Annotated in this window: 21 protein-coding genes and 2 pseudogenes; 9 read left to right on the forward strand and 14 right to left on the reverse strand. The window is 35.5% G+C overall.

Features of this window, described 5'->3' with window-relative positions; genetic code table 11:
* Nucleotides 1-25: 25 nt before the first annotated feature.
* From QFZ72_RS01005 to rpsI (QFZ72_RS29370), 4 genes are all read right to left on the reverse strand, one after another.
* Complete coding sequence (locus tag QFZ72_RS01005) at nucleotides 26-1,084, reverse strand: P-loop NTPase (RefSeq protein WP_307428384.1); 1,059 nt, start codon at nucleotides 1,082-1,084, stop codon at nucleotides 26-28.
* A gap of 118 nt (nucleotides 1,085-1,202) precedes the next feature.
* Nucleotides 1,203-1,916: an N-acetylmuramoyl-L-alanine amidase CwlD gene (cwlD, locus tag QFZ72_RS01010; RefSeq protein ID WP_307428387.1), complete on the reverse strand. Its 714-nt coding sequence runs from the start codon at nucleotides 1,914-1,916 to the stop codon at nucleotides 1,203-1,205.
* A 70-nt stretch (nucleotides 1,917-1,986) separates the two neighbouring features.
* On the reverse strand, nucleotides 1,987-2,433 hold the full coding sequence (locus QFZ72_RS01015; RefSeq protein ID WP_307428390.1) for a DUF2521 family protein: 447 nt from the start codon (nucleotides 2,431-2,433) through the stop codon (nucleotides 1,987-1,989).
* 139 nt (nucleotides 2,434-2,572) lie between these two features.
* Complete coding sequence (rpsI, locus tag QFZ72_RS29370) at nucleotides 2,573-2,662, reverse strand: 30S ribosomal protein S9 (protein WP_373464388.1); 90 nt, start codon at nucleotides 2,660-2,662, stop codon at nucleotides 2,573-2,575.
* Between the two features lie 593 nt (nucleotides 2,663-3,255).
* Between rpsI (QFZ72_RS29370) and QFZ72_RS01020 the strand changes: the two genes are divergently transcribed.
* Nucleotides 3,256-3,663 (forward strand): hypothetical protein, encoded by a 408-nt coding sequence (locus QFZ72_RS01020; RefSeq protein ID WP_307428393.1) that lies wholly within the window; start codon nucleotides 3,256-3,258, stop codon nucleotides 3,661-3,663.
* 139 nt (nucleotides 3,664-3,802) lie between these two features.
* Entirely contained in the window at nucleotides 3,803-4,282 is a 480-nt protein-coding gene (locus tag QFZ72_RS01025; protein ID WP_307428396.1) for a hypothetical protein, read from the forward strand.
* Nucleotides 4,283-4,321: 39 nt separating this feature from the next.
* On the opposite strand, the gene QFZ72_RS01030 is transcribed toward QFZ72_RS01025, so the two are convergent.
* From QFZ72_RS01030 to QFZ72_RS01040, 3 genes and pseudogenes are all read right to left on the reverse strand, one after another.
* Nucleotides 4,322-4,690, reverse strand: a complete 369-nt coding sequence (locus tag QFZ72_RS01030; RefSeq protein WP_307428398.1) for a 2Fe-2S iron-sulfur cluster-binding protein — start codon at nucleotides 4,688-4,690, stop codon at nucleotides 4,322-4,324.
* A 12-nt stretch (nucleotides 4,691-4,702) separates the two neighbouring features.
* Nucleotides 4,703-5,544: pseudogene (locus QFZ72_RS01035) on the reverse strand (family 1 encapsulin nanocompartment shell protein).
* Between the two features lie 25 nt (nucleotides 5,545-5,569).
* Nucleotides 5,570-6,136, reverse strand: a complete 567-nt coding sequence (locus QFZ72_RS01040) for an IMEF encapsulin system ferritin-like cargo protein (RefSeq protein WP_307428402.1) — start codon at nucleotides 6,134-6,136, stop codon at nucleotides 5,570-5,572.
* Between the two features lie 124 nt (nucleotides 6,137-6,260).
* On the opposite strand from QFZ72_RS01040, the pseudogene QFZ72_RS01045 reads away from it, so the two are divergent.
* Nucleotides 6,261-6,455 (forward strand): annotated as a pseudogene (locus QFZ72_RS01045) (tyrosine-type recombinase/integrase); the annotation flags it as partial.
* Between the two features lie 89 nt (nucleotides 6,456-6,544).
* On the opposite strand, the gene rpsI (QFZ72_RS01050) reads toward QFZ72_RS01045, so the two are convergent.
* The 5 genes from rpsI (QFZ72_RS01050) to QFZ72_RS01065 form a co-directional block, all read right to left on the reverse strand.
* Nucleotides 6,545-6,613, reverse strand: coding sequence for a 30S ribosomal protein S9 (gene rpsI / locus QFZ72_RS01050; RefSeq protein ID WP_373464653.1), 69 nt, complete (start codon nucleotides 6,611-6,613; stop codon nucleotides 6,545-6,547).
* 259 nt (nucleotides 6,614-6,872) lie between these two features.
* A complete protein-coding gene (locus tag QFZ72_RS01055; RefSeq protein ID WP_307428404.1) occupies nucleotides 6,873-8,348 on the reverse strand; it encodes a zinc-ribbon domain-containing protein in 1,476 nt (491 codons plus the stop codon).
* Nucleotides 8,349-8,656: 308 nt separating this feature from the next.
* Complete coding sequence (locus QFZ72_RS29375; protein ID WP_373464389.1) at nucleotides 8,657-9,073, reverse strand: DEAD/DEAH box helicase family protein; 417 nt, start codon at nucleotides 9,071-9,073, stop codon at nucleotides 8,657-8,659.
* Between the two features lie 123 nt (nucleotides 9,074-9,196).
* The gene (locus tag QFZ72_RS01060; RefSeq protein WP_307428407.1) at nucleotides 9,197-9,721 is read right to left on the reverse strand and encodes a P-loop nucleotide/nucleoside kinase family protein; all 525 of its coding nucleotides are present in this window, start codon (nucleotides 9,719-9,721) and stop codon (nucleotides 9,197-9,199) included.
* 190 nt (nucleotides 9,722-9,911) lie between these two features.
* Nucleotides 9,912-10,694, reverse strand: coding sequence for a glycosyltransferase family 8 protein (locus tag QFZ72_RS01065; protein WP_307428410.1), 783 nt, complete (start codon nucleotides 10,692-10,694; stop codon nucleotides 9,912-9,914).
* A gap of 221 nt (nucleotides 10,695-10,915) precedes the next feature.
* Between QFZ72_RS01065 and QFZ72_RS01070 the strand changes: the two genes are divergently transcribed.
* From QFZ72_RS01070 to QFZ72_RS01095, 6 genes are all read left to right on the forward strand, one after another.
* The gene (locus QFZ72_RS01070) at nucleotides 10,916-11,698 is read left to right on the forward strand and encodes a glycosyltransferase family 2 protein (protein WP_307428413.1); all 783 of its coding nucleotides are present in this window, start codon (nucleotides 10,916-10,918) and stop codon (nucleotides 11,696-11,698) included.
* Between the two features lie 66 nt (nucleotides 11,699-11,764).
* Nucleotides 11,765-12,340 carry a hypothetical protein gene (locus QFZ72_RS01075; RefSeq protein WP_307428416.1) on the forward strand — a complete coding sequence of 192 codons (576 nt, stop codon included), beginning with the start codon at nucleotides 11,765-11,767 and terminating at the stop codon, nucleotides 12,338-12,340.
* Nucleotides 12,341-12,425: 85 nt separating this feature from the next.
* A complete protein-coding gene (locus QFZ72_RS01080) occupies nucleotides 12,426-12,677 on the forward strand; it encodes a helix-turn-helix domain-containing protein (RefSeq protein WP_307428420.1) in 252 nt (83 codons plus the stop codon).
* A 28-nt stretch (nucleotides 12,678-12,705) separates the two neighbouring features.
* On the forward strand, nucleotides 12,706-12,927 hold the full coding sequence (locus tag QFZ72_RS01085) for a helix-turn-helix domain-containing protein (RefSeq protein WP_307428423.1): 222 nt from the start codon (nucleotides 12,706-12,708) through the stop codon (nucleotides 12,925-12,927).
* Between the two features lie 797 nt (nucleotides 12,928-13,724).
* A complete protein-coding gene (locus QFZ72_RS01090; RefSeq protein WP_307428426.1) occupies nucleotides 13,725-14,087 on the forward strand; it encodes a hypothetical protein in 363 nt (120 codons plus the stop codon).
* A gap of 25 nt (nucleotides 14,088-14,112) precedes the next feature.
* Nucleotides 14,113-14,271 carry a hypothetical protein gene (locus QFZ72_RS01095; RefSeq protein ID WP_307428428.1) on the forward strand — a complete coding sequence of 53 codons (159 nt, stop codon included), beginning with the start codon at nucleotides 14,113-14,115 and terminating at the stop codon, nucleotides 14,269-14,271.
* Between the two features lie 592 nt (nucleotides 14,272-14,863).
* Here QFZ72_RS01095 and QFZ72_RS01100 read toward each other — a convergent pair.
* On the reverse strand, nucleotides 14,864-15,112 hold the full coding sequence (locus tag QFZ72_RS01100) for a hypothetical protein (RefSeq protein WP_307428430.1): 249 nt from the start codon (nucleotides 15,110-15,112) through the stop codon (nucleotides 14,864-14,866).
* Between the two features lie 308 nt (nucleotides 15,113-15,420).
* On the reverse strand, nucleotides 15,421-15,876 hold the full coding sequence (locus QFZ72_RS01105; RefSeq protein WP_307428433.1) for a hypothetical protein: 456 nt from the start codon (nucleotides 15,874-15,876) through the stop codon (nucleotides 15,421-15,423).
* Between the last annotated feature and the right edge of the window lie 86 nt (nucleotides 15,877-15,962).

Genomic DNA, 15,962 nt, shown 5'->3' on the forward strand with positions numbered 1-15,962 from the left:
GCGCCAATCACTTGGCGCTTTTCCTTTATACACTCACAGGCACAAGTTCTGTAACCTTCTTGGCAATACCTAAGTAAATCTCACCTGTAGGGTGATCTTTCGCATAAACCGATGGAGCAAAGTCTTCTTCGTTCCAGTCCGGCTGCTGCAGCGGAATATTTCCAAGCACAGGCACATCAAGTTCATCCGCAAGCTTTTCTCCTCCGCCTTTGCCAAATACATATTCTTTTTCTCCAGTGAGCTTGCTTTCAAAGTAAGACATATTTTCAACTACTCCGATTACCTCATGCTCGGTTCTAAGAGCCATAGCACCCGCTCTAGCCGCTACAAATGCAGCTGTCGGATGAGGAGTTGTCACGATGATTTCTTTACATGACGGAAGCATAGCATGCACATCGAGTGCAACATCGCCAGTACCCGGAGGCAGATCAAGCAGCAGATAATCCAGATCTCCCCACTCTACTTCCTGAAAGAAGTTGTTGAGCATTTTTCCAAGCATAGGACCTCTCCAAATGACCGGAGCATTATCTTCAACGAAAAATCCCATTGAAATAACTTGAACACCGAACCGCTCAACAGGGATGATTCTTTCTCCCCTTACAACCGGTCTTTTGGTGATTCCCATCATATCAGGAACACTGAATCCATAAATATCCGCATCAATTAACCCGACTTTCTTGCCTAAGCGAGCTAATGCTACTGCTAAATTAACCGATACGGTAGATTTTCCGACGCCGCCTTTTCCGCTTGCTATCGCGATAAATGTCGGCTGCTTTCCTTCAGTGAGCAAGGAAGGATCTTCAGGCTTTGCTGTTTGATATTTCGCAATTACTTCTTGAGGCAGCTCTGTGAAACGGAGACCAACTGTTGCAGCCCCTGCTTCCTTCAGCTTAGCAACGATCTCCTGCTGCAGCTGCATTTGTTCAGATGTACCAGTTTTGGCAATCGCTACTTTCATACTTATATGATTTTTCTCTTCTTTTATCGAAACTTCTTCAATCGCATTTAATTCTTCTAAGGTTCTATGTAAAAAAGGTTCTTTTAAATTCCCGACGATTTTACGAGCTGTTTCCTCTTTCAGCATGATAACCACCCTTTGTTGTATTCGTTTACATAAGTATAACATATTTAGACAAAAAAGAGGTATCGCACGTTTTGACCTGAAAATGGAGGAAGACGCAGCAGCAAAACAAAAAAATCCTTCACTCTGGAGGATTTTTTTCATGCGTCATATATCTTAAGATGCCATTATAGATGGAAGCGGCTATTTTGTCCTGATATTTTTTTGTTCCGAGAAGCCGGGCTTCCTCAGGGTTTGATAAGAAACCAACTTCTACTAATGCACCTGGCTTATCGATATGTTTCATTAAATAGATCGTATTCATTTGTTTTGCTTTTCTGTCTGTATTCTCTAAATTTCTTCTAAGTTCATCTTGAATGAATTTTGCCACCTTTTCATTCTCTTTCATTTTTGAATGATAAAAAGTCTGGGCCCCGCTCCACTCATTAGAAGGAATGGCATTCAAGTGAATACTTAAGTAAAGGTCTGCTTCTGATTCGTTTATTATTTGGAGTCTTTTTCTTAAATCCTGCCCTTTTCTTTTTGAATATCCTTTTGTATCCTTTTCAGCCAGATCAGTATCCTTTTCACGAGTGAGGAGGACCAATGCTCCCTGTTCCTGAAGGTAGTCTCTGATCTGTTTGGATATGGAGAGTGCGATATCTTTTTCAAGATGTTCTTTCCCGACTGCCCCTCCGTCTGGTCCTCCGTGGCCTGGGTCTATGTAAATGACCTTTCCTGTTAAAGGGAGATTCCACGACTTCCAGGAGCTGTCGTTGTTGAATTGAAACTGAAATAATAGGAGTAATAAAATAAAGCCTGCACCGAAGCCAAACCATCTTAGCTTTCTTTTCATTTTTTCCCCTCCTGCTCGTCCTTTAACACTATATGGCGGACCAGCAGGAAATATGATAAGTTATCCAGTTTTAATGGAGACGAAGCTTAAGCCGTTTTTCTCCTTTTTCAAAACCCTCCGACCACCATAAATGAATTAAAAACTCACATGCATAATAGATCGATTCATTTTTGAAGTCATTTTCGCCAGGGTTCCCCCATATCAGCATGTAGTCAAACAGCTGGTCAACAAGCAGTTTTTCTTCCCGTCTTGACCTTGCATTCACGGTCTGCATGGTTTCTCCAAAAAAGCCAAACCTGCTGTAGCTTGCACCGAGCAGATATGCCTCTATGGAAAAATCAATGCAGCCATCTTCTATAGCTGAGTAGTCAAATTTCCCGGAATGCATAAAAACGCCAAAGCACTCGTAAGCTTTTGTTTTCAGCTGAGTTAACGTAAGGTCCTTAAGTATGCTGCGTTCATAGTTGATTTGCTTCTCTCTTCTTTTATCTGAAAGTGAAGTGATATTTTCCATCATATAAATGCCCCCTCACTCTATTGTCCTACTGCTCATGGTTATCATTCGCGGTAAAGTTTTCAAATCCCGAATGGGAGGACGGCGTTTTAGAAACAACAAAAAAAACCACAACATAATGTTGTGGTTTTCGGAAAACGAATTAACGTTTTGAGAACTGAGGTGCACGACGAGCGCCTTTAAGACCGTATTTTTTACGTTCATTTTTTGATACACCTTCAAGATATTTCATCAAATGTTAAAACCCTTAAGATATAAAGGTTTCTTACATTTTTGGTTTCACCTAATTTCATACAAGTGCATCAAAGGGTATTCAAAAGGTATTCAAATTAATATGCGGGCGGGCAATATGTGTAAGATAACCTAAGCTTAGAGTGTTTGCTCCATCTTCTAGTGATAAGTAATAAGTCAACTGTAATTTCTTTATTAACATTTGATATTTTTGGGCAACTGCTTCTTCAATTAAGATGAAGAGATCAAATCAATTATTTGTATGTAACCGATGCTTTTAAAATTAATCAAAAACATTATTCCAAATAGGTTTTTTTCTTTAATCGTATCTCATTACTGACGTAGAAATGCCGAAAGAGTGATTAAATGGCGCCATGCTTAGCAAAGTAGAACGGATTAAGGAGGGTGAGCTTTTTAAGGGTTGACTATCATGTTCACCTGAAGAAGGTTCTTATTCCTTTAGGTGGTAAGAAAAATTAAGGTTTTATAATGATTCAGGACCCTTAATATATCTATGCAAGACAAAGGTATAAAGTGTAAGCCCAAGAATAATATTTAAAGAATGATATAGTGAATCTGAATGAGGAGGAGTTAATGGAATCTTATTTTGTTGTAACGAATAAAAACGGTATAAAGGTACAGTGTTTATATTATGGGAATAAACAAGACAATACTGTAAGCGGTGTAGAAACGCTGAAATACGGCGATATATTGACAGTTGCTGATTATGGAAAATATGTGTTTGGAATTGGTTGGTACATATTAATTATAGTCAACGAAGAAATAAACTGTTTTGTACCGATAAAGATACTCGAAGAGGCCATTAACTCCAACAATATTCAATTAATGATTGATTTAGTAACTGAGCATATATCTTTGTCTTATCAATTGGATAAAGCTTTAGAATACAAAAATAAAGAATTATTTTTATGTATCTCTAATAAGCATCGGCATTTGCAAAGTCTTATGGAAAAAATATCACTTATCTCATCTGCTTTATAAAAAAATTGCCAACTATCACTAAAGTAGAACTGAATTGTAATAAAAGGAAAACCCACAAATCTAGTTGACAATGATTCTCATTTTCTCTAAAATCAACATATAGAATTTTCAGATGAAACTTTTGCTAGGGGGACTTAAAATGTTAAATATGCTTCATGGATTGAAGGATATTCATACAGTGATTTCAAATTATCGCAAGGTAGGCGGGGTTGCAGAAGCAACAATTATCCGTTTGACATCTGGTGAATCATACCAAAATCCAGTATTTATGAATATTGACATTTCAAAAGGACAATATGTTTCCCTTTGCTTTATAGATGAAAATGGAACAAATATCATTGCTCACATTGATCAAATTGCTGTAATCAAAGGATTGGAGCATAAATTGATTTGTCAGTTAAATAACAACTACGTAAAACAATTTTTGGTGAATGAAACGTTACAATACTTAGAAAAATTGTGTGAAATAAATAATGGGTTTATTACACCTACTTTTAAGAAAGAAACGTTTAAGCTCGTTCGAGATATAAGTGTAAAAGAGCTTAAAAAGCGCAATTTTGACCTTCCATTCCAAATTGAAGATAACCTAATCCAACTAAATGAGCGAATGTTTGCGTAATGCAAAAAAGAGGTTCCGACAGGGAACCTCTTTTCGTATTCACTGGATCATCGATTGACATGCTAATCTATACCCTTGGTTTAAGGCCATTTTCAACTTTTTTTTCTCTTTATCGTTAGGAGGGTGTAAATGGGATGCCCCCTCTTCAATTTTTACTGTACATACCCCACAAGTTCCCTTTCGGCATTTGAACTTTAAGTCCTGCCCCTGCTGCAAGGCAGCATCCAACAATAGTTTTCCTTTAATAGGCTGAATTTCAAGCTTGTTCTGATTTTGAACCAAACCGATTTTTTGCAATTGATGGGCCACCGGAATACTTTCCACATCAATTAAATTCGAATTTATTGCCTCTATGTTAACTATGTTTCCGGGAATAAGTGAACCAACAGTAAATATTCTTTTATCCAACGAATTCACTCCTTAACCTTTAGGGTCGTCAAGAGTGCATATCGCGGAAGGACGTTTAATTCTTAGTACAACTGTCTCATATACACGGAATGGTTCATTCCTTCATCTCCTAAGTAAGCTGTTTCAAAATCCTCAGAGACAGCCAGATCCAAGTTATTTCTCCCCGTATTTACTACGACTCCAGTTTTTCCTTTTAAAACGGGTGACTGAAAGACTCCATCTGTCATAAGTTCACGTACATGTTCAATTTCCAATACATTTGTATCTTTATGCACACGATGCAATAGTGAATATAATTCAGGCGATAAAACGAGTGCATATGGTCCATTGTGATTTAGATCGAGCAGTTTATTTCTTGCGTCAACAACATCTTTAAAGGCGTTTCCCGATTCATACCAATTCCCGACTAAGTGTGTTAATCGCCCCTTTACATTCATTAACCCGGGGATATCAAATTCCTTTGACCCATGGAAAATCATTTGGTCTTCTAAGATGGAAACATCGCGTGCGGCATTAGCAGCCACTGAAAAATCAATAGGGATGTCCAGCACTTTTGCCTGTTCTAAATCGCGCCAATAAAGCACAAAATCCTTGTAAAGCAACGGTATTGTATAGTTGACTCTTTTGCTGGACTCAATTTCTGTATCAAAAGAACCTTGAAAGTCCATTTTGGCTTCATGATTTTCTACAAAGATATCATTGAAAATACTTTGCACCCCTCTGCCAAGAGGACCGTATAATTCAATAAAGCGTCGTCCAACTAATTGTCTCCTTGCAGCCTCAATAACGATTTGGTTTAATTGTTGAAATTCTTGATTTGATAGAGGTAAATCTGAATGTATTTGAGAATTCATAAATTTCTCCTTTCCCGTAAGTTCTTTATAGTAAACTCCCAACAGTAAAACCTTTTTTGGGACTTTTATGTTTTTTTGCTGTTGCATTTTGAGAGATTAGGGGAGCCAAATGATCATGGTCTTTATCATGATGTGCATGGGGATCTACATAATCACGATCAAACTTTCCATTTATTTCATTTAAGAAATTCTTAACTTGTTGATAATCTTGATAAGAAACCTCTCTCATTTGCTGCAGTTGTGTACTTCGTACTTCGTCTGTAAATTTAAAGAGTGCTAAATCCAGGTGTTCTACAAAATTGTGCAAGCCGAATTTTTCAAGATTTAATTCTTGCAAAAGACGGTTAAACTCATTGTTGGTTGGAGAAAAAATAGTATCATTTTTATCATTTTCGAATTTTGTTATTAGCGGAATAAGTTCCTCTAAACGTGATAGCCTTTGTTCTTCTTCTTCATAAATATGATGGTAGTAGAGTCGTTCATGATCGTCTTTTGCATTTTGAATAACAGGATCTAGCATGGCCATAAAGTTTTCGATTGATTCCTTTGTAGTTGTAAAAATTCGGTTGAAAATCGCTAATTCTTCTCTCATACGATCCACCTCCAGTTTTTATCTGATAAACCCATTATTGCCAGACTATTGATATTTATTACATCTCTATTTACAAATATATGTTTAAGTTTACTTGTGATTTTAATAACACAAACATAGTTAACTTCAGCCCATTACCATTCATAGATTCCGACATACCTATGCTTCTTTACTATTTGAAGCTGGAGCAACTATTAAGGATATTCAAGTAGGACTAGGTCATACAGAAATTCAAACAACAATGAATATCTATACTCACGTGACAAATACAGCGAAAGAACAAGTAGCAAATTTATTTAAAAATTATATGGATTTATGAGGAAGGGTATTCAAACTGATTTTTTCTCAAATAAAAACCCTTCCTCGGCAATCCGAGAAAGGGCTGTAAACGTTGATAGATAGAGAATATTAACGTTTTGAGAACTGAGGTGCACGACGAGCGCCTTTAAGACCGTATTTTTTACGTTCATTTTTCATTAGACATTAGCGCTATCGAATTCAATGTCAAAAGCCTTAACTTAACGAGTTTCTACTATAAAGTAATATCATCTAATTTCAATGAGTTTCATCAAAAGGTATTCATTAGGTATTCAAATTTTATGCTGGCGGGCAGTATAAGTAAAAAACCTTTAAGTGAAAGAAAAGTTCCGATACATGAGGGATCAAATAAGCAGCCTAGTTTAAAGGATATGTTTCACTATATACAAACCATTTTTTTCAATTGGTCAAACCTTGTTTAATTAAGATTATTCCTATAACAAAGTGGACATCCACTACGTTTACCATTTCTATTGTAGATTAGTGCAGGCCATTCGTAACCACACTTTTTACATAACCACCAAACTTTAAAATGAGAATTTGCAAAGTAATCTTGTGGGCCTTTTTCATTCTTAGTTGGATGCCACTCCTTAACAAGTTCGGGATTAACGGCAGCTAAATTATTTCCACTATGCAACCTTCTATTCCCACAGTCTGGACAGTTATTGCCACCATGTGTTCGACTGGCAATTGTAGCTGACCAACAATGACCTTTTTTACAAATCCAATTTACTTTTTCCTTACTTGCCACTTTAAAGTCCTCTGGTTTTAAATTTCCATTCTTCTTGTAATCAAATTCTATTAATAGATCTGGTCTTATTGTGGCAAATGAATTTTCACATTCCAAACAATCCATTAATTCTAAAATTGACACATTATCTCTCTCTAAATTTATATCAGGTCTTTTTTGAACATGATCTATAAAAACCATTTGAAGACACATTTGAAATGCTTCGATAGAATGATTTTTAAGCACATAGAAAATTGTATTGGAATTAGGTGAATTATATGGAGGGCATTCCGGCTCTCGTATTCTAATTAGTTTTGCAGTTGGCATCTTTTCTAATAACATACTGTCTTTCTTTATATCGCGCTTATTATCCTTATGATAAAACCCTCCGTCATACTCAATTACTAAATTAATTGATGGAATGTATACATCCAAAACCATACGTGTACCTAAAAGTGGTCTTTCTATCTCAACATCATCAAAATGTTTTCGTAAATAATAAAAGAGTGTGTATGATTTTTTCGACACTTTCATTGTTTTTTTACACCTTGGACATCCTGTTCCACCACTTGTTCGATGTTTTGGAGTTGTTTTCCACTCATGTCCTCTCTTACATCTCCATAAAACCTTGACAGTTGAACCAGGGGTGACATCTTTTGCTGTCTTATACTTATTCTCTAAACATTCAACCCATTCATACGCTATTTGTGGATAAAGCTTAGCTAAGTTGTTTGTTTCATTAACTCTTAAACCTCTACAATATGGGCATCCATTACTCCTTCTTTTTCTAGTCATTCGTTTAATTGGCATATCAAACGAGTGACCCTTTTCACAAATCCAATAATATGTTTCATTGGAACCAGCAAGCACCTTATCTGGAGTTGATGGACTATTTCTCTCTTTGTCCCACATAGCTACTAGGTCTGGTCTTTTCCCCAATAATGAGCGTTCAAAACACACTTCTGAACCTTTACAACATGGGCATCCAGTTCCATTAGATCTAGATGCTAATTTAGCCTTATAACTTGGATGTCCTTCCTGGCAATTCCACCATACATGCTGTCTTCCTTTTGGAGGAACATCACTTGGCTTTATATCACCGTTTAATTCATAGTCCCATTCATTAACCAATTCTGGATATTCACTTGCTAGACTTTTCTTCACTTATAATTCTCCTAAAGGATTAAATGTCTCATCAGTTATTATATTTATACCCAAAATCTGTAATAAGTAGGCGATGTAAGTGATAGAATACTCATCAGTTATTCCATTAAGATTGTCTTACTTTAATTTCCCCTGCCCTTTTAGAAGATTCCATCTGCGTTTAACTACCCTTTTTAAGGCTTTTTCATATAGGAAAACCGAAATGCCCGGATAAGAAACTTCAGGTAGTAACGTCAGATGGAATCAAAATTTGAGACTAATGGGAAAAGCTTTCTATCTTTCTGAATTTCTTGATACCGAAGCTCGCTTTACCTTAGTGGAGCGGAACGCGATAAGTTAGACCCAATTCTCGATGTCTGTGCGAACTTGTGCACAATCGTGATGATGATTTTCTTACCATCTTGCAGGAGTTTCCTTAAGTCACCTGAGCTTCCTGCATGACCAACGGTATTCGATACCTGCATAAACCCTTTTATTGTATTCTTAATCTGCTTATCAAGATTAATCCGGTCTGTTACTACTATGACCGAGTCGAAAAGGTTTTTACCATCTTTCGACAACGAGACCAATTGGTGAGCCAACCAAGCAATCGAGTTAGATTTTCCGCTTCCTGCACTGTGTTGGATTAGATATTTTTGACCGACACCCTTCTCACTGACGTCAGCTAGGATAGACTTAACGCCAGATAGCTGATGATAACGAGGAAAAATTTGCGTGCGCTTCAATGTTTTAATATTATACCAAAGACCGTTCTCCTTATCGGTCTTTGGTTGTTATTATAGAAAAAATGAGTCATATCTTAACGGAAAAAAACCTCATTTACTTATGGTAAGGTTCACCGTACCTTATCATAATGAGGTATCCATTTTTCCGATCAAAACCCAATCTCTTATTTGTTCAGCAACTTTAATTACATCCGTATTAGAAGTATCAACAATTGGAATTGGGGGCGTATTTTTAGCGGCTATTTCAATAAACCAACTTGCTAATTTTTTAATATATTTAATCTTTTTATCTGTCATATTCTTTCTTGCACATAGTCTATTCTCACGGGTTTGTTCATCACAATGTAAAATCAAGTAGTTTATGTGCGAAAAATAACGGATTTCCTTACTTGTTTCAATATCCTGTGGCTTTATTAATCCGCAAATTATCGTTTTTCGGCCGCTTTCAGCAACATCTCGTGCAACACGAAGCCAAATACCTTGCATTTGATATTTGTCTAATTTGTTAGAGTCGGCTCTTAAAAACTTCAAAATAACATCATAATCGAAAATAACATAGTCTGGCATAATTCTTCGTAGTTCCTTGACAACGAAGGTTTTCCCAGAACCACTAGCACCTGTAACGATATATAAGGGCACTTTTGACATGACAATTCTCCTTTGCTTATTAGATTATAATATGATATGAATAAAAGTCTCGTAAGGTATATGTATGTGTCCGCTATTGTGGCTTTAAGATATAAAATAATGATAAGGACTAAGATAGAAAAAAACTCCCTGCAGCCTACAGGGGGTTTTTGGTTTTAACAATAAATTTTTCACATATTGGTCCTATATACTAATTCTCCAGTTTTTTTTCATATTTAAAATATTCATCACGAAGAGGGTGCTTTGAACTCCACCAGGGTTTACTATCTTCCCCTGTGTAGTGAATAATGGCCGGGTCTAACAGAGGTTCAAAGAAATAAACTTGTTTTGACTGATAATTCCATTTTACGTCAAGTTGAAGCCATTTATCATGAAGAATAGCATTCATCGGATCTTGACTGGGATAACGAATAATTCTTTGGTTCTTTTTCATGAAATCAATAATTTGGTTTGTTATGTTGTGCTCTCTCCACTTTTTTAAATTCAAGACTAATACACCGGCATTGAAGTAATCACAGTCATCAGGAATAGAAAGGTCGGAATGTCTTAACTTTTTTACCCCTTGCCAAGCATCGATTACCCCTGCAAGAAAATATTGATTAATATTGGTGTCCCATAATTTGGTAATGTCTTCTTTAATAATCATATCACTGTCCAAATATATGACTTTTTCAATCTCTTTTTCCAGTAGGTCTGGAATCGAAATTCGGTGATACGTTTCCTGAGTAATATGATGAGTAAGGAGGAAACCATCATACAGAGTCGGATCAATGGATAAATATTTGATTTCAGCGTTGAATTGTTTAACGGTGTTCGTTAATATGGATTTATTTTTCTTAGAGATTTGACTATCAATAACATAAATGATGATAGGATTCGCAGAAACCTTATTTTTCAGCAAGGAATATAACATAACTGCAAGATGTTTGGCAAAACCATCATTAACGGCTGTTACAACATGAATCGTGCTCATTATTCTCCCACCTCTTTATTCACATGTTTTCATTCTCCATTTTCTTTGAAATTGTAATTGTTAATATTCTATTCATTAACAGCATTGGCAGTGTAATAAAAAGACCTAATTATTTCTAGGTCGGAGCCCATTTTTTAAATTTATACTTTTATCCGTTTCAAGAAGTTTTATATTACATACTGTATATAAAAGAAAAAGTAATAAGTAAAGGAGCTGACAAAATGTCAGTCAATGTAAACGAGAAAGTAACCGCGATCATTAAAACATTCGAACGTCCATATTGCCTGGATATGCTCATAAAGAGTATAAACAAATTCTATCCTGGTCTGCCTATTATTGTAGCAGATGATAGTAAATCTCCGATTCCCCGCACAGATGTAGAGTATCATGTTCTTCCTTTTGATAGCGGACTGTCAACAGGCCGTAATTTCCTAATGAAACAAGTGAAAACTCCTTATTTTTTATTACTAGATGATGATCACTTTTTTATTAACGAAACTAAAATTGAATCGTTGCTTGATGTTCTTGAAAACTCTGATATAGATATTGTTGGCGGCCGATATATTCAGACAAACGGGGTAAGAAATTCACAAGCAGTTTTTAAGATAATTGAGAATGAGCTCATTTTAACAGCTAATCCGTACGGAATTGAAAATGGGGTGGAATTGTACGATAATGTTGCCAACTTTTTTTTGGCAAAAACGGATAAATTACAAAACCATAAATGGGATGAAAGTTTAAAATTAGGAGAACATTGGGATTTTTTCTTAAGTCATAAAGGAAAAATTAAAGTAGCGATGCATCCAGAAATATTTCTTTTTCATACAAACGACCGCTCAAATGATGTGTATAACCAGCATCGAAATCGGGAATATGAAGTTTACAGACAAATGTTTATGGCTAAGCATGGTCTCTTACAAATTAAAAGTGAACTAAAGCGCTCGCCTATTGATGCCGTAAAGGAATACTTGAGTTCAGAAACAATTGAAACCTATTTTAGTTGATTAATTAAATATATAAAGCTTTGAACTACTCATAGGGCAATGACCTGATTCAAGGAGTTGAGGAAAGTGGAGGATTTTAAATCTATTAATATTACTTATAAGAAAGGGCAAAAAGTAGAAATTGTTCATAATCCAACCTCTTATCCGCTAATTGGAAAGGGGAAGCAAGGGGCCGTTTTTAAAATTTCTTCGGATCAATGCGTTAAAATTTACGCAAAACAAAGGAACGCCCTGAGCGAAAGCAAAGTTTTAATAGCTGCACAGGAATCGCGGATTGTTCCAAAACTTTATGAGGTTGGAGCAAACTATATCATTATGGAGTACATTGAGGGTCCTTCTTTATTCGAATATCTTAAAACAAATCGGGTTTTATCCGAAAAAGTTACCAACGAAATCCTATTCATACTAAAAGAAATGAAGCGGTTAAAATTTGCCCGTTTGGATTCTAGGTTAAACCACATCATCGTAACCAAGCGAGGGGACCTTAAAGTAGTAGACCTTGTGAGCCATTTTAAAAAAAAGGTTGACCGGCCTGAACTTCTCATGAAACACCTAAAAAGATTGGGTTTATTATCGTCGTTTTTGGAACAGGTAAAAAATATCGACCCTCAATCCTATCTAGAATGGAAAGATTTCAAATAAAAAAACTCCCTGCAGACTAATATGCTCCCAATTAAGTAGACAGATGAAAAAATATAAATCTGTTTACTTAATTGGGGTTTTTTTTATGGCTAAAAGTCCTTTTTCTGCGCTAGAAAAATATGAAATTATAACTGCTTACGAAAATCGATCATTTTCTTCACTGGAATTCTGCCAACAGATGAATTTAGCAAGAAGTACAATTAAACACTGGATTCACCTTTTTAAGACATATGGCATAGACGGACTTCAAGGAGTGAAATGGAAAGGTTACTCTAAGACAGGCAGCTGTATTGGACCATCTTTCAGGAGGATATTCTTTAAGGGAGCTTATTCATAAATATGGAAAAAAAGGGATGAGAAACTCTATGACTAAAAGCCGATCCACCACACTTAAAGAACGACTCGAAATTGTTTCACATTGTCTGGTTCACCAAAAGAATCATCATCAAACCGCCCAACATTTTCATGTGTCTTATCAACAGGTCTATCAATGGGTGATAAAATTCGAAGAAAGTGGAGAAAAAGGGCTTCAAGACAAACGTGGCAAGCAAAACAAGAATCAGAGTTATCTCCCGAAGAAAAAATGAAGCTCCAAATGAAACACCTTGAACAGGAAAATGAGCGGTTGAAAGCTGAAAATGCCTTTTTAAAAAAGTTGGAGGAACTCGAGAGGAGGCGGTTTTAAGCCAAGTCAGAGCTTTAAAGAAATATACAGCCATTCAAGAACTTCATCAGGAAGAGGGGTTCTCTATTGCGCTGTTGTGCAAAATTGCCAATATCGCTCGCTCGACTTATTATAAGTGGCTTCGTCGCACACCTACCGAAAAGGACAAGCAAAACGAAGAAATACTGTTAGAGATAGTACGGATTCACAAGGAAGTAGCAGGAATTTATGGATACCGGCGTATGACCTTAAATTTGTGCCGGTTATTTAACTGTCCATATACTCTATTCATTAAAAGCATTGGTAGTGTGTGATAAGAATACATAATTAGGCCGCAGCACAATTTTTGAGTTTAAACTTTTATCCATTTCAAGTGGTGCCACTTTACATAAAATATTAATAAACGAGAAAAAGGTCTGGAAAAAAACAGTCATACGAAAGGAGTGACAAAATGGCAGCCAATAAAGGCGAGAAAGTTCCCGCGATTATTTAAACCTTTGAACGTCCGCATTGCCTTGATATGCTTATAAAAAGCATAAGGGAATTCTATCCAATCCTACATATTATGATTAAAAGTTTCAATAACTATTAAGAATCCAAAATTCCATGTTCCTTTCAAGAGACTATAGTGCTTGAATGAACCTTAGGATTGAACAATAAATTGTTGGCCTTTTTAATTATAAATACTAAAAATATCAGTGAATAGAAGTGATAGCTAGTATGGAAAATCCATTTTTAACTGTAACCGACTTAACGTCTATAAATTTTTGGATTTCAAACTTGGAGCATAAAAGAATTAATGAAAAAGCAACAAGGTTGAAAGTGGTAATCCAAGCAAAAAATACATTAAATTTTGGCTATAAATATATTGGAAACGGCAGATCTCGAATTGTATTTGACCTAGACAATGGATTTGTTTTAAAAATTGCAATCTCTTACAAGGGGTTAAAAGGCAATGAAGGAGAATTCAACTATTATTCAAACATTCCTGATGATATACGAAAACACCTATGCCCTGTAGAAGGCTTTGGACATGGTTGGATTTATTATGAAAAAAATCGAATCAATGCTCCCAAAGGATAAAAAATATACTAAAGAAGTCCTTAAAATGGAAAAGAAATTTATTAATTATGGGATTTACCCTGCAGATATTTGGAAAGATGATAGTCGCCCAAATTACAAGAATTTAGCGTTATCTGAAGAAGGTGAAATCATAGTCATCGATTATGGTAATTTTAGGCCTGGCAAGCAAAAGTTGAAGAAATAGATAAAGAATTTAAACAAAAGATGATTATCAATCAATAAATTTTTAACATATTGGTTCCATATACAAATCTCCCTTTTTTTATCATATTTTATTTAAAGCTAACGTAAAGTTCCACAAAATTTGGTTCGCAAAGGAATTTCGCCGTTACTTATGGTACGGTTCTCCGTATTTAATTCTAAACTGGTAAGAATTTATTAGAATAATATCATTTATCACTTTCATACCTCCATAATCTGGAACAAAAATGAAAAATGGGGCGATTTTCCTTATTATAGAAAAAAGCCCGATTGCTGAATAAGCTTCAGACGAGGAACAATAGTCATTGATCCTTCGACGGAACTGTTTCAAGTCTATTGAGCCAATTAATTAATAATGCCTCAAACATTTTTGATTGCTCAGTTAAAAGGACCGTCCTGGCGAGCAGCCAAGATCGGTCCTTTTTATGACTTGGAGAGGTTTATTTTTGTTTATAATATTTAATCGAAAAAATATGATCCACTTTTATTTTACATATTAATACTATTATTTTTTAAGGATGGTAAAGTAGTTTAAATTTTAATAAAAGATACTTAAAGAAAAAACAAATGGCACTTTATTCTTCCAGCAAATCCTGCAATACATTATCTAATTGATCAACTCTCTCTACTATCATTTCCATGACTTGAATGTTTTTGGAAATAGTCCATTCTAGCCGCATTTCATTTTCATTTTGTTCAGGTTCATAGGCGACTTTTTCTAAAATCGACTTAAGAAATTCCTGTCTTGATATTGATTTTCTTTGTGCCATTTCATCAAATTTTTTCACTACAATCGGATCAATATTTCTAATTTTTATTTCCATTACCTTCTCTCCTTTTTTATAAAAACTAAGTTGAAGTGTTCCGCAGCTCTTAAAGAGAAAGAGCATAAGGAAAAACTGACCCCAACTAGGTTGTGGTACTAGGCAAAGCCTAGTGTTTTTGTGGGTACATAAAAAATCAATAAATGGTCCCTTTGTGGTTCGATCTTTAGTCCTGAGTGTCCCGTTTGTGGTTCGATCTTTAGTCCTGCAATGTCCCCTTTGCGTCACCAGTTGGGCTGAGTTGGGACACATATTTTTAAACAAAAAGAGAAGAGAAAATCCAATATTTTCTTCTCTTTTGTTTATTTTTATTGGTGATCTCGTCGATACCTAGCGATATTTTTCCTTATACTTTCTCCTGTATTTTGACCAATTTGATAGGTACGTTTAACCGTTTTTACTGATGGATTATTTTGTACCTTATCAGAAGACATCTGTCCTAAAGCTCGTGTTTCCCTATCATTCTTTTTTTCTTGTAGTGGTATCACACAGTTAGACTCCTTTTGCATTTCAGATGAGACCGAAGGATAATTTGATTGATAAAATGAAGAAGATGAATGAATTGGACTATCATGTTCACCCGAAAATTTCTCATTTTTTTGTATATCACCATTATCTATTTCGGTTGGTGATTCAGATGAAATGGATTGTGGGCTGTTTACAGTTGCATTCTGTTTTCCGTTACTGGAAAAACCCTTAGCAGCCATTTCTTGATGAAGCCCTGGCAAATTGTTTTTCCCTTGGTTTTGTTCCTTTTGTTCCATTTCTTGTTCAAGAGAAGAAGCAACTTCCTGTATTCCAGTAGCAATTTCTTCGGAAGCTTCCGAACCATTCGTATTTTCAATATATC

Origin of the sequence: Bacillus sp. V2I10 (assembly GCF_030817055.1) — a bacterium.
Classification (GTDB): Bacteria; Bacillota; Bacilli; order Bacillales; family Bacillaceae; genus Bacillus_P.

What these genes read in the sequence shown, in the direction of transcription:
- QFZ72_RS01095 (WP_307428428.1), top strand. Translation starts at nt 14,113, where the DNA reads ATGGAAAAGAAATTTATTAATTATGGGATTTACCCTGCAGATATTTGG.
- QFZ72_RS01065 (WP_307428410.1), bottom strand. Translation starts at nt 10,694, where the DNA reads ATGAGCACGATTCATGTTGTAACAGCCGTTAATGATGGTTTTGCCAAA.
- QFZ72_RS01080 (WP_307428420.1), top strand. Translation starts at nt 12,426, where the DNA reads ATGGCTAAAAGTCCTTTTTCTGCGCTAGAAAAATATGAAATTATAACT.
- QFZ72_RS01040 (WP_307428402.1), bottom strand. Translation starts at nt 6,136, where the DNA reads ATGAGAGAAGAATTAGCGATTTTCAACCGAATTTTTACAACTACAAAG.
- QFZ72_RS01015 (WP_307428390.1), bottom strand. Translation starts at nt 2,433, where the DNA reads ATGATGGAAAATATCACTTCACTTTCAGATAAAAGAAGAGAGAAGCAA.
- QFZ72_RS01060 (WP_307428407.1), bottom strand. Translation starts at nt 9,721, where the DNA reads ATGTCAAAAGTGCCCTTATATATCGTTACAGGTGCTAGTGGTTCTGGG.
- rpsI (WP_373464388.1), bottom strand. Translation starts at nt 2,662, where the DNA reads ATGAAATATCTTGAAGGTGTATCAAAAAATGAACGTAAAAAATACGGT.
- QFZ72_RS01005 (WP_307428384.1), bottom strand. Translation starts at nt 1,084, where the DNA reads ATGCTGAAAGAGGAAACAGCTCGTAAAATCGTCGGGAATTTAAAAGAA.
- QFZ72_RS01085 (WP_307428423.1), top strand. Translation starts at nt 12,706, where the DNA reads ATGACTAAAAGCCGATCCACCACACTTAAAGAACGACTCGAAATTGTT.
- QFZ72_RS01105 (WP_307428433.1), bottom strand. Translation starts at nt 15,876, where the DNA reads ATGGAACAAAAGGAACAAAACCAAGGGAAAAACAATTTGCCAGGGCTT.
- QFZ72_RS01020 (WP_307428393.1), top strand. Translation starts at nt 3,256, where the DNA reads ATGGAATCTTATTTTGTTGTAACGAATAAAAACGGTATAAAGGTACAG.
- QFZ72_RS01025 (WP_307428396.1), top strand. Translation starts at nt 3,803, where the DNA reads ATGTTAAATATGCTTCATGGATTGAAGGATATTCATACAGTGATTTCA.
- cwlD (WP_307428387.1), bottom strand. Translation starts at nt 1,916, where the DNA reads ATGAAAAGAAAGCTAAGATGGTTTGGCTTCGGTGCAGGCTTTATTTTA.
- QFZ72_RS01100 (WP_307428430.1), bottom strand. Translation starts at nt 15,112, where the DNA reads ATGGAAATAAAAATTAGAAATATTGATCCGATTGTAGTGAAAAAATTT.
- QFZ72_RS01070 (WP_307428413.1), top strand. Translation starts at nt 10,916, where the DNA reads ATGTCAGTCAATGTAAACGAGAAAGTAACCGCGATCATTAAAACATTC.
- QFZ72_RS01090 (WP_307428426.1), top strand. Translation starts at nt 13,725, where the DNA reads ATGGAAAATCCATTTTTAACTGTAACCGACTTAACGTCTATAAATTTT.